Source organism: Roseburia sp. AF12-17LB (assembly GCF_003479605.1).
In the GTDB taxonomy this organism is placed as follows: Bacteria; Bacillota; Clostridia; order Lachnospirales; family Lachnospiraceae; genus Roseburia_C; species Roseburia_C amylophila.
In genome coordinates this window covers 292,103-304,177 of record NZ_QUHR01000002.1, presented here as the reverse complement: position 1 = coordinate 304,177, position 12,075 = coordinate 292,103, and the positions used below count along the sequence as shown (strand labels likewise).

General features: G+C 39.8%; 14 protein-coding genes. 13 read left to right on the top strand and 1 reads right to left on the bottom strand.

The genetic code is table 11. From position 1 onward, the window contains the following. The first annotated feature begins 5 nt into the window (after nucleotides 1–5). The 6 genes from DWV68_RS04110 (at nucleotide 6) to trxA (ending at nucleotide 5,149) form a co-directional block, all read left to right on the top strand. Complete coding sequence (locus DWV68_RS04110) at nucleotides 6–599, top strand: stage III sporulation protein AF (protein ID WP_118057380.1); 594 nt, start codon at nucleotides 6–8, stop codon at nucleotides 597–599. Beyond that, a complete protein-coding gene (locus DWV68_RS04105; protein ID WP_118057379.1) occupies nucleotides 596–1,186 on the top strand; it encodes a stage III sporulation protein AG in 591 nt (196 codons plus the stop codon). Before DWV68_RS04110 ends, DWV68_RS04105 begins: the two co-directional genes overlap by 4 nt. Then, nucleotides 1,183–1,893 carry a SpoIIIAH-like family protein gene (locus DWV68_RS04100; RefSeq protein WP_118057378.1) on the top strand — a complete coding sequence of 237 codons (711 nt, stop codon included), beginning with the start codon at nucleotides 1,183–1,185 and terminating at the stop codon, nucleotides 1,891–1,893. The genes DWV68_RS04105 and DWV68_RS04100 overlap by 4 nt, the downstream gene beginning before the upstream one ends. Nucleotides 1,894–1,997: 104 nt before the next feature. Beyond that, the gene (locus tag DWV68_RS04095; protein WP_117947075.1) at nucleotides 1,998–3,152 is read left to right on the top strand and encodes a phosphopentomutase; all 1,155 of its coding nucleotides are present in this window, start codon (nucleotides 1,998–2,000) and stop codon (nucleotides 3,150–3,152) included. A gap of 11 nt (nucleotides 3,153–3,163) precedes the next feature. Further along, nucleotides 3,164–4,753 carry a peptide chain release factor 3 gene (locus tag DWV68_RS04090; protein WP_118057377.1) on the top strand — a complete coding sequence of 530 codons (1,590 nt, stop codon included), beginning with the start codon at nucleotides 3,164–3,166 and terminating at the stop codon, nucleotides 4,751–4,753. Nucleotides 4,754–4,837: 84 nt separating this feature from the next. Further along, entirely contained in the window at nucleotides 4,838–5,149 is a 312-nt protein-coding gene (gene trxA / locus DWV68_RS04085) for a thioredoxin (protein WP_022243252.1), read from the top strand. A 139-nt stretch (nucleotides 5,150–5,288) separates the two neighbouring features. Here trxA and DWV68_RS04080 read toward each other — a convergent pair whose 3' ends face one another. Further along, the gene (locus DWV68_RS04080; RefSeq protein WP_022243251.1) at nucleotides 5,289–5,645 is read right to left on the bottom strand and encodes a helix-turn-helix domain-containing protein; all 357 of its coding nucleotides are present in this window, start codon (nucleotides 5,643–5,645) and stop codon (nucleotides 5,289–5,291) included. A 183-nt stretch (nucleotides 5,646–5,828) separates the two neighbouring features. Between DWV68_RS04080 and DWV68_RS04075 the strand changes: the two genes are divergently transcribed. The 7 genes from DWV68_RS04075 to xerD all read left to right on the top strand — a co-directional run bounded on the left by DWV68_RS04075 (nucleotide 5,829) and on the right by xerD (nucleotide 12,044). After that, nucleotides 5,829–6,035: a helix-turn-helix transcriptional regulator gene (locus DWV68_RS04075; RefSeq protein WP_022243250.1), complete on the top strand. Its 207-nt coding sequence runs from the start codon at nucleotides 5,829–5,831 to the stop codon at nucleotides 6,033–6,035. Nucleotides 6,036–6,335: 300 nt separating this feature from the next. Further along, a complete protein-coding gene (recA, locus tag DWV68_RS04070) occupies nucleotides 6,336–7,424 on the top strand; it encodes a recombinase RecA (RefSeq protein WP_022243249.1) in 1,089 nt (362 codons plus the stop codon). Continuing rightward, a complete protein-coding gene (locus DWV68_RS04065) occupies nucleotides 7,424–8,041 on the top strand; it encodes a regulatory protein RecX (protein ID WP_118057376.1) in 618 nt (205 codons plus the stop codon). The genes recA and DWV68_RS04065 overlap by 1 nt, the downstream gene beginning before the upstream one ends. A gap of 126 nt (nucleotides 8,042–8,167) precedes the next feature. Continuing rightward, nucleotides 8,168–9,688 carry a ribonuclease Y gene (gene rny, locus DWV68_RS04060; protein WP_416390266.1) on the top strand — a complete coding sequence of 507 codons (1,521 nt, stop codon included), beginning with the start codon at nucleotides 8,168–8,170 and terminating at the stop codon, nucleotides 9,686–9,688. 102 nt (nucleotides 9,689–9,790) lie between these two features. Then, a complete protein-coding gene (locus DWV68_RS04055; RefSeq protein WP_118057420.1) occupies nucleotides 9,791–10,360 on the top strand; it encodes an NUDIX hydrolase in 570 nt (189 codons plus the stop codon). A gap of 22 nt (nucleotides 10,361–10,382) precedes the next feature. After that, nucleotides 10,383–10,958, top strand: a complete 576-nt coding sequence (locus tag DWV68_RS04050) for a stage II sporulation protein M (protein ID WP_118057375.1) — start codon at nucleotides 10,383–10,385, stop codon at nucleotides 10,956–10,958. A gap of 201 nt (nucleotides 10,959–11,159) precedes the next feature. After that, the gene (gene xerD / locus DWV68_RS04045; protein ID WP_118057374.1) at nucleotides 11,160–12,044 is read left to right on the top strand and encodes a site-specific tyrosine recombinase XerD; all 885 of its coding nucleotides are present in this window, start codon (nucleotides 11,160–11,162) and stop codon (nucleotides 12,042–12,044) included. Nucleotides 12,045–12,075 lie beyond the last annotated feature (31 nt).

Below are 12,075 nucleotides of genomic sequence, written 5' to 3'. Positions count from 1 at the left end.
ATAAAATGGATGCAATTTTAAACTGGATGAAGGGAATTCTGATCCTTTTTCTGATTGGACATGTGATGCTGTATCTGGTACAGAATAAAACTTATGAAAAATATGTGCATTTCTTTCTTAGGATTCTGATTCTGCTGGCGGTAATGGCACCCATTGCTTCTAGGTTAATTGATGAGGATACGCTGATACAGAATATGGAACAGGCACAGTTCTTTCAGGAACTTGAAAATGTACAAAATATAAATGCCATAAGCAGTGCGGAGACTGCAGATTATCGTTTACAATATGAAGAAGCCTGTGGCGGGCGGGTAGAGGATACCCTAAGGCAGAAAGGCTATGCGGTGGCATACAGCAGGGTAACATTAACTGAGACTTATGAAATAGAACGTATTACAATCGGGATTGAAAAGTCTGGGGATAACATTGAAAAAAATAGTTCCGTCCATGTTTCGGATATTGAGATACCGGCAATTGAGATAAAAGAAACAGAAGAGAAAAAGGAGCATACAAGTCAGGAATATGCAGAATTAGAAAAATTTGTATGTGAAAATTATCTGGTTGATAAGACGCAGATTCAGATAGAAGAGGTGAGAAGATGAAAATGCAGGATTTTATGCAAAAGATAAAAGAAAAGAAACTAAAACGGTCAGATTGGATGATTTTAGTCCTGGCAGGCATATTGATTCTGATTATCGCATTGCCCACAGATACAAAAGAAAAAAAACAGGCAGAGGAAGCAAAAGAAAATATTTCAAAGGAAAATAATACCATGGAGGCATCTAAGGATGAAATAGAGCGGAAATTAGAAGATATTTTAGAAAAAATCGACGGAGCCGGAGATGTAAAGGTGATGATTACTTATCAGGACAGTGGGACGCAGGTGGTGGAAAAGGATAAAAATACTTCTGAAAATTCTTTAGAGGAAAGTGACAGCACTGGTGGAGTAAGAAGCACAAAGGAACAGCAGCTACAGGAAAGTACGGTATATGAGGAAGCAGATGCCGGAAATACCCCCTTTGTTTCTAAGGAACTTCTTCCCAAAGTGGAGGGAATTTTAATTGTGGCATCCGGTGGTGATAACCAGAAGGTGAAACAGAATATTTCCGAGGCGGTTTTGGCATTATTTCAGGTAGAAGCACATAGAATAAAAATAGTAAAAATGAGCGGACTGGAGGACAGTAAATGAAGAAAGTATTTAAGAAAAATCAACTCATTATAACCGCATTGGCATTGATGATAGCAGTGGCTGGTTACTTAAGTTTTACCGACAAGAATGGCAAAGATGAAAAGGTGGCAATGGAGGCTTCTGCGGATACGGCAGATTTATCTTATGAGATATCGGCAGAGGATGACTTAGCGGAAGCAGATATTTTTACCGATACGGAAGATAACAGTAGTGAAGCTGTATCAGCGGCAGACAATGTGGTTGAAGAGAGCCTAGAGAACCCGGGCGAAGCCGTCATGGCAAGCAGCAGCATGGATTATGCGTCAGAAATGAAACTGGGCCGGGAACAGGTACGTTCTAAAAACAAAGAGACTTTGCTGGAAATTATCAATAATACAAATATAGATGAAGCTGCAAAGCAGGATGCCTTAAATCAGATGGTGGCAATGACGGATATTGCAGAACGGGAAAATGCAGCTGAGATGTTGTTAGAGGCAAAAGGATTTACGGATGTAGTTGTCAGCATTACTGATAATACAGCGGATGTGGTACTTGATATGGGGGAAGTAACAGATGCCAAACGTGCCCAAATAGAGGATATTGTAAAGAGAAAAGCCGGCATTGAGGCAGAAAATATCATTATCACACCAATTCAGAAAAATACTGCACAGGAGAATCCGGCAACAGAAACCACCGAAAATTCAGACACAACAGAACAGACAAATTAAAGGAAGCAGCCCCGCTCTTAGATACTTGAAAACGGGGCTGAAATTAGTATAATAATAGCATAAGAAAAAGAAACGACAGAACCATGAGAAGAGAGGGAATGCCTATGAAGAGAGTGTTTTTAATTGTATTAGACAGCGTTGGGATCGGAGAAATGCCGGATGCGGCAGAGTATCATGATGAAGGAAGCAATACCTTACTTGCAGCTTCACGAAGTCCATATTTTTCCATGCCGAATATGCGCTCGCTGGGCTATTTTAATATTGACGGAGTCCACATTGGAGGAAAAGAAGCAAATCCGAAAGGTGCATTTGCCAGACTGACAGAGGTGTCCAAAGGAAAAGATACCACCATCGGACACTGGGAGATTGCAGGCGTGATATCCAGTCATCCTCTGCCAACATTTCCAAATGGATTTCCACAGGAAATCATAGAAGAATTTGAGCAGAAAACCGGACGCGGGGTACTTTGCAACCGTCCATATTCCGGCACGGAGGTTATCCGGGATTATGGAAAAGAGCATATGGAAACTGGAAAACTGATTGTATACACATCAGCAGATTCTGTTTTCCAGGTGGCAGCTCATGAAGAGGTAGTGCCGATTGAAGAACTGTACCGGGATTGCCAGATTGCAAGAAATATGCTGACTGGGAAAAACGGAGTGGGAAGAGTCATCGCAAGACCGTTTATCGGAGAACCGGGGAATTTTACCCGTACTGCAGGAAGACATGACTTTTCCTTAGAACCGCCGGCAGTTACCATGTTAGATCAGCTGACGGAAAGTGGGAAAACAGTGCTGTCTGTTGGAAAAATCATAGATATTTTTGCAGAACGCGGAATTACAGATTTTGTACGAACAAACGGAAATGATGATGGAATTGACAAAACATCAGCCTATATGGACAAAGATTTTACTGGATTATGTTTTACAAATTTGGTAGACTATGATATGTTGTATGGACATAGGAATGATGTAGATGGTTATGCAAAAGCACTGACACACTTTGATGAGCGGCTGCCGGAGCTTTTGGCAAAGTTACGGGAGGATGATATTTTAATGATTACAGCCGACCACGGATGTGATCCGAGTACACCTTCTACTGACCATTCCAGAGAGTATACACCACTTCTTATGTATGGAGCGCATATTACTCCGGGTAAGAACTATGGCACAAGAGGCAGCTTTGCAGACATTGCCGCAACCATATTATCTTACTTCGACATAAAGCAAAAATGTGCGGGTGAGCCGCTGGAATTATAGGAGGTCCCATTTTGGCTGATTTTAGAAAAGAGATAGAGAAACGAAGAACATTTGCGATTATTTCCCATCCGGATGCCGGTAAGACAACCCTGACAGAGAAATTTCTTCTGTATGGAGGAGCTATTAACCTGGCAGGTTCTGTAAAAGGAAAAGCAACTGCAAGACATGCAGTTTCCGACTGGATGGAAATAGAGAAGGAGAGAGGTATTTCCGTTACTTCTTCTGTATTGCAGTTTAATTATGGTGGATATTGCATCAATATTCTGGATACACCGGGACATCAGGACTTCTCGGAAGATACCTATCGTACCCTGATGGCTGCTGATTCTGCAGTTATGGTAATCGATGGTTCAAAAGGTGTAGAGGCACAGACCAGAAAACTGTTTAAAGTCTGTGTAATGCGTCACATTCCGATTTTTACATTTATCAATAAAATGGATCGTGATGCTAATGATACCTTTGATTTATTAGATGAAATCGAAAAAGAACTTGGCATTGCTACCTGTCCGGTTAACTGGCCGATTGGCTCCGGAAAGAATTTTAAGGGAGTTTATGACCGGAATACGAAAAAAGTCATGCTGTTCTCTGATACCTTGAAGGGAACCAAGGAAGGTGAAGAAAAAGATTTTGATATTAATGATTCGGCATTGACAACAGAAATCGGGCAGGAATACCGGGATAAATTGGATGAAGAAATTGAATTGTTAGATGGTGCAAGTGCAGAATTCGATATGGAACTTGTGTCCAGGGGAGAACTGTCACCGGTATTCTTTGGTTCTGCTTTAACGAACTTTGGTGTAGAAACTTTCTTAAAGCATTTCCTTTCCATGACTACATCACCGCTTCCGAGAAATTCAGACAAGGGGCTGATTGATCCGTTTGGTTCCGATTTCTCTGCTTTTGTCTTTAAAATCCAGGCAAATATGAATAAGAATCATCGTGACCGTATTGCATTTATGCGAATCTGTTCCGGAAAGTTTGAAGCCGGCATGGAAGTAAAACATATCCAGGGTGGAAAAGCAATCCGTCTTTCCCAGCCGCAGCAGTTGATGGCACAGGAGAGAAAGATTATAGAAGAAGCATATGCCGGAGATATTATCGGAGTCTTTGACCCGGGTATCTTTTCAATCGGTGATACTTTAACCACTGCGAAAGACAACTTCGAATTCGAAGGAATACCGACTTTTGCACCGGAGCATTTTGCAAGGGTACGTCAGGTAGATACCATGAAGAGAAAACAGTTCGTCAAAGGTGTCATGCAGATCGCACAGGAGGGCGCAATCCAGATTTTCCAGGAATATCAGGGTGGTATGGAAGAGATTATCGTAGGCGTAGTAGGTGTACTGCAGTTTGATGTATTAAAATACCGTCTGGAAAATGAATACAATGTGGAAATCCGCTTGGAGAAGCTTCCATATGAGCATATCCGCTGGATTGAAAATAAAGATATTGATATGGACAAGCTTACCGGAACTTCCGATATGAAGAAAATCCGTGACCTTAAGGGCAATCCATTGCTGTTATTTGTCAATGCATGGAGTGTCGGCATGACTCTTGACCGGAATGATGGTCTGGTATTATCGGAATTCGGTAAAAATTAAGCGGGTATAAACAAAATTAAGAAGAGACATACTTAAAAAAGAAAAAATAGAAGCTTTTCTATAAAAGTAAAGGAGGATAACGAAATGGTAGTAAAGATTACAAATGACAATTTTGAAGAAGAAGTATTAAAGTCAGATAAACCGGTACTTTTGGATTTCTGGGCAGACTGGTGCGGTCCGTGTAAAATGATGTCTCCGGTTGTAGAAGAACTGGCGGATGAATTAGAGGGACAGGTAAAGGTTGGAAAAGTGAATGTGGATGAAGAAGCAGCACTGGCTTTAAAATATCAGATTATGAGCATTCCGACCCTGGTTGTAATGAAAAAAGGTGTTTTTGAGGGAAAGAGCATCGGTGTGCAGGATAAAGACGAAGTATTAAGGCTTTTAGCTTTATGATTGCAGCTGATAAGAAAATCCGGATGGTATATCTTAATATACTGTCCGGATTTTATCATACAATTTTTATAGATGCGTAATAAATGCCTGATTCATATTGCTATAAAAATATATCATTGCATATAAAAAAATATAGAAGTTATTTTTCAGCAAGTTTCTGTTCTAACTGACCGATGATGCGTCCTTTGTCCATCGGGGAAAGTTTATGGAAAAGCTGGAGCAGTAAATGTTCATCCGGGTCGGATGGGAAAGCATGATATTCTGATTCTTCTGCAATCTGAAGGTTGGAAGCCGGCTGGTATTCACCGGTCAGAAGATAGTATACATCAACATCTAAAAATTCACTTATTTTTACAATTTTATCAGAAGAAGGATTTGTACCCTTGGATTTCCAGCTGCTGATAGCAGCGGGAGAGATTCCGGTGTATTCCGATAATTCTTTTTGTGAAAGCTTCTTTTCCCGTAATAATGCAAAGATACGTTGGCTGATTGTCATAGTGTACTCCTTTATCAGGTATTAAATAATATTGTATAGAAAATAAAAAATAAAATAAAATACGCAAATATGAATTGACAAATTCATATTTATGAATTATAATGTAATTTGTGAAATTATTTTCATATTATACATCATTTTTTATATAAACACAAATGATAAAGAAGAAAAGGGGAGACTTTTATGGCAAAGACAAAACGGCAGATTACTCCAATGGGGAAAGAAATAAAGCGCAGGCTGGTAGAACTTGAGATGAGTCAGGAAGAACTTGCAACATCGGTTGGGTGCAGTCCGCAGTATATCAATCATATCATTTATGGAGAACGGTCTGGTGAGAAGTACTTAGAACAGATTTTCCTGATTCTTGGTATGGATGAATATCATGATTAAAAAGATGGAACGATTGCCAGAGGTTTCCATTGTTTATAGAAAATTAATTTGTAACCGGAATCTTATTATGTTAAGATAAGGATACCTTTCCATGAGAGACTTCAGAAAGAAGTCTTTTTTTCTTTACATGAGAATATTTACAGTCTATAAAATATTTGGCTATTCTGCCGGGTATACCCACTTTACAGAATGTATAGGGACAGAAAAAAATATTTTCTAAAAATGCAGTTGACATTTGGAAGAAAGTATACTACTATAATATCAGAAAACGAACATAAGTTCGCATGAAGGAGAATTGACATGGCGAGAGATGTAAAAGATACGAGAAGAGACAGCAGTAAAGAAGATAAATTAAAGGCACTGGATGCTGCTATATCCCAGATTGAGAAACAGTACGGAAAAGGTTCTGTTATGAAACTGGGGGATGAGAGCAACCGGATGAATGTGGAGACTGTTCCGACAGGAGCATTAAGTCTTGATATTGCTTTGGGATTAGGCGGACTTCCTAAGGGAAGAATTATTGAGATATATGGACCGGAGTCCAGTGGTAAGACGACCGTTGCCCTGCATGCAGTCGCTGAGGTACAGAAGCGTGGAGGAATTGCCGGATTTATTGATGCTGAGCATGCATTAGACCCGGCATATGCGAAGAATATCGGAGTAGATATTGATAATCTTTATATTTCACAACCGGATAACGGAGAACAGGCACTTGAGATTACAGAGACTATGGTCAGATCCGGTGCAGTAGATATTGTAATCGTAGACTCTGTTGCAGCACTGGTGCCAAAGGCAGAGATTGATGGTGATATGGGAGATTCCCATGTGGGCTTACAGGCAAGACTAATGTCACAGGCACTTCGTAAGCTGACTGCAGCAATCAACCGTTCTAACTGTATTGTAATCTTTATTAACCAGTTGCGTGAAAAGGTTGGAGTTATGTTTGGTAATCCGGAGACAACAACCGGTGGCCGTGCATTGAAATTCTATTCTTCCGTACGTCTTGATGTACGTCGAATTGAATCCTTAAAACAGGGTGGAGAAATTGTCGGTAACCGTACCCGTATTAAAGTAGTGAAGAATAAAGTGGCACCGCCATTTAAAGAGGCTGAATTTGATATTATGTTCGGAGAAGGAATTTCAAAAGAAGGAGATATCCTTGATCTGGCTTCTGAACTTGGTATTGTAAATAAGTCCGGTGCATGGTATGCATATAATGGAGATAAGATTGGCCAGGGTCGTGAAAATGCCAAGACTTATCTGAAAGAGAATCCTCAGGTCTGCCAGGAAATCGAAGAAAAAGTAAGAGCTCATTATGCAGTGGATAAGAGTGAAGAAGAAACAGAGACTCCAGCTGCAAACGGACCGGAAGTTCTTGATGCAGAGTAATGGACAGAATTGTTTCGGGGATAACAGTATATAAGAAAAACAAATATAAGGTGTGTATGGATGATGGTACACACCTTGTATTATATAAAGGTGAGGTGCGCCGCTACAGATTACAGGAAGGGCAGACCGTAGACGAGGCACTGTATCAGGAACTCTTTTATGAAGTAGTAGGTAAGCGGGTGAAAAAACGGGCACTTGCACTTTTAGAGAAGATGGACCGGACAGAACAGGGGCTTTACCGGAAACTGGCTGAGAGTGAATATCCGGAAGAACTGATTCTTAATGCCATAGAGTATGTGAAGAAATATCATTATATTGATGACATGCGCTATGCAAGAAATTATATCAGTTACCGACAGGGCAGTAAGAGCCGCCGCCGGCTACAGCAGGAACTGATGCAGAAGGGAGTTCCCAAAGAAATTACAGAGCAGGCCTTAGAAGAAATCTATGAAAATAATGATACAGAAAAAATTGCTGAAATATTAAAAAAGAGACATTATAATCCGGAGCAGCCGGATGCAAAGGAAATGCAGAAACAGTATGGATATCTGATGCGGAGAGGATATAAAAGTGAAGACATTTTACGTGTAATGAAATGTCCGGACTACTTGACATAATATTAGAAAAAGTATAAAATTTATTTATTGTTATTTATGACAGATGAATGAATATTTATGTTATATGAACAATGAAAATTGAATAAAGGAGGTGCTCCTGTGCAGGCAGTAATTATAGCTGTTGTAATTACATTTATTGTCACATGTGCTATCACCTGGTTTGTTGCAAATGCATACCAGAAAAAGCAGACTGCTTCAAAGATTGGCAGTGCAGAAGATAAAGCCCGTGAGATAATAGATGAAGCTGTGAAGACCGCTGAGACGAAGAAGAGAGAATCTTTGCTTGAGATTAAAGAAGAGTCGATTCGTACGAAGAACGAATTGGACAAGGAAATCAAGGAAAGAAGAAACGAAATTCAGAGAAACGAGCGCAGAGTGGAACAGAAGGAATCCAATCTGGATAAGAAACTGGAAGCCATTGAGAAGCGCGAAGCAGGTTTTGCAGCAAAAGAAGAAGAGCTGAACAAACAGAAAGCTGAAATTACAAAGCTTCATGAAGAGCGTGTACGGGAACTAGAAAGAATCTCAGGACTTACCTCCGACCAGGCAAAAGAATATCTATTAAAAACTGTTGAAGAAGATGTAAAGCTTGATACTGCAAAATTAATCAAAGAGATGGAGCATCAGGCAAAAGAAGAAGCTGGAAAGAAGGCAAAAGAATATGTGGTTACTGCAATTCAGAAATGTGCTGCAGACCATGTGTCAGAGACAACCATCTCTGTAGTACAGCTTCCGAATGATGAGATGAAGGGAAGAATTATCGGACGTGAAGGAAGAAATATCCGTACGTTAGAAACACTGACTGGTGTAGATTTAATTATCGATGATACACCGGAAGCAGTTATCCTTTCCGGATTTGATCCAATACGAAGAGAAGTTGCTCGTATTGCATTAGAGAAATTGATTGTAGACGGACGAATTCATCCGGCTAGAATTGAAGAAATGGTAGAGAAAGCGCAAAAAGAAGTTGAAACCATGATTCGTGAAGAGGGTGAAGCTGCTACTTTAGAAGTAGGTGTACATGGCATTCATCCGGAACTTGTGAAATTGTTAGGCCGAATGAAATTCAGAACCAGTTATGGTCAGAATGCATTAAAGCATTCTATAGAAGTAGCACAGCTTTGTGGCTTACTTGCGGCTGAAGTTGGTGTAGACGTAAGATTGGCAAAACGTGCAGGACTCCTGCATGATATTGGTAAATCAGTAGACCACGAAGTAGAAGGCTCACATATTCAGATTGGTGTGGATTTATGTAGAAAATACAAAGAATCTCCGCTTATTATCAATGCGGTAGAGGCACACCATGGCGACGTAGAGCCAGAGTCATTGATTGCTTGTCTGGTACAGGCAGCCGATACAATTAGCGCAGCAAGACCAGGTGCAAGACGCGAGACAATGGAAACATATTCCAACAGATTAAAGCAGTTAGAAGATATTACAAATGAATTTAAAGGTGTAGATAAATCTTTTGCAATTCAGGCGGGTAGAGAGATTCGTGTAATGGTAGTTCCTGAACAGATAAGTGATGCTGAAATGGTATTGCTTGCCCGTGATATTTCAAAGCAGATTGAATCTGAATTAGAATATCCAGGTCAGATTAAGGTAAACGTAATTCGTGAATCACGTGTAGTTGATTACGCAAAATAAGCAGGAAATAAGTGTCCGAAGAGTGAAAGCTTTTTGGACACTTATTTTTTTGCAAGAAAAACAAGTAATGAGGAAAAAGCTGTAAGAAAAAAGGAGAATACAATGGAACAGAATCATCAGGAAGAAAAAAGAATCAGAAGAGTTAACAGGGAGTTGAAATATCAGGGCGCAATCGTGGATGTTTATTCAGACACCATTGAGACACCGGATGGAAATATTGCATACTGGGATTATGTGGAACACAGAAAAGGAGCTGCGGCAGTTGTGCCGGTTACACCGGAGGGCAAAATCTTAATGGTACGCCAGTATCGGAATGCATTAGACCGTTATACTATTGAATTGCCGGCAGGATGCAGAGATTCCCTGACAGAGGATACGAAAATAAGTGCCATGCGGGAATTAGAGGAAGAGACGGGCTTTCAGTGCGGTCATATCGAAAAGATGCTTTCTTTAAAGACGACCGTAGCTTTCTGTAATGAGTTTATTGATGTATATCTGGCAACGGATTTAAAACCGGGAAAACAGCATCTTGATCCAGAAGAATTTATTGAAGTAAGGGCATATGACCCGGAAGAATTATTGGAAAAAATTTATGCCGGAATAATCCAGGACAGTAAAACCGTAGCTGGTATCTTGGCATATTGTTACCGTTACCGGAATAATATGAAATAAGAAAATTAAGACAAGTGAATACATGGAAAGAGTATCGGGGATAAGAAGAGAAAAGCATCTTCATCTGTTAGAGGTGTTATTTTTAGGCTGTTTTGTGATTGGCATTATAGCTGCTAATTTGTATGGAAGAAGCCGTCTGCAGCAATATGGCATATTAAATGATTATTTCATACAGCAGTTAAAATATATTACGATAGAAAAACATGATTATTTTATTTATGTACTATCAGCAAGAGTGCCGGTTGTCCTTACATTAATCTTCTTTGGAATGACACCGTGGTACCGGGTTATGAATAGTATATTTCTGATATGGAGCGGCTTTTCTTTTGGTTTCCTGTGCGTGATGGCAATCAGCAATATTGGCGCAGGTGCCATCTGGCTTATGATGATTGCGTTATGCCCACAATTTATTTTCTATGTGTCCGGATACCTGCTGTTATTAAAGTTAGAAGAAAAGTACCAGTGCGGAAAGGAACATGGAAAGCTTGGGGAATGGATCCTTTTGTGGGGGATTATATTATTATTGTTCTTTATCGGATTCTTAACAGAGGCATATCTGAATCCAGGTATGGTGCACTTCGTGTTGAAAAAAATATAAAAAATTTTACGAAATTTTTACAACATATTGTGGGTAGAAAAATAGAAATAAGATACATGTGGTAGATTTATGTAAATCAGCAAAAAACAGGCGAAAATATGAATTGCTTTTCCAAATTAGAATCATTATAATAGGGATTGTACTTGCCTTTTGGAAAAGAATAGAAGGGCATAAGAGAAAAAGAGTTAGGTGGTTACAGTTATGACACAGGAAATAGATGCTTTTATGAAGTATCTTCAGGAAGTAAAGAAAATATCGAAAAATACAGCGGTTTCTTATGAGACGGATTTGCGCAAAATGAAGGAATTTCTGTATTCTGAAGGTGTGCTTTCTGTGGAGGATGTCAGACAGGAACACTTAAAAATATATATGGAAAAGCAGGAGCAGGAAGGAAAGAAACCGGCAACGATTTCCAGAGGACTTGCATCCATGAAAGCCTTTTTTCAGTATCTTATGGTACAGAATTATGTAAACCAAAATGTGACGGATGGATTAAAGGCACCCAAGATAGAGAAGAAAGCTCCGGTTATTCTTTCTATGGAAGAAACCAGCCGGCTTTTAGACCAGCCAAACGGAAATACACCGAAGGAATTAAGGGACCATGCGATGTTAGAATTGCTTTATGCGACGGGAATCCGTGTCTCTGAATTGATTTCTTTGAAGTTAAGCGATATGAATTTGAAACTGGAATATATTACCTGCAAAGATGCTCATAAAGAAAGAATTATTCCTTTTGGAGAAGTAGCAAAAGAGGCTCTGCAGCATTATCTGGAAGAGGGAAGATCATATCTTGTCAGTGAAGAGGGCAGTGAATATCTTTTCACCAACTGTTCCGGCAAAGAAATGAGCCGTCAGGGTTTCTGGAAATTAATTAAAGCCTATGGAAAGAAAGCCGGAATTGAGACAGAAATAACACCGCATATGCTGCGTCATTCTTTTGCAGCTCATCTGGTAAGCAATGGGGCAGATTTGAAAGCGGTTCAGGAAATGTTAGGACATGCAGATATTTCTACCACGCAAATCTATGCACAGATGAAACAGAGCAGAATCCGCGAAGTATATGCCAAGGCACATCCGAGAGGATAAAGAAGAAACTACGGGAAACACGCTTTGCGGG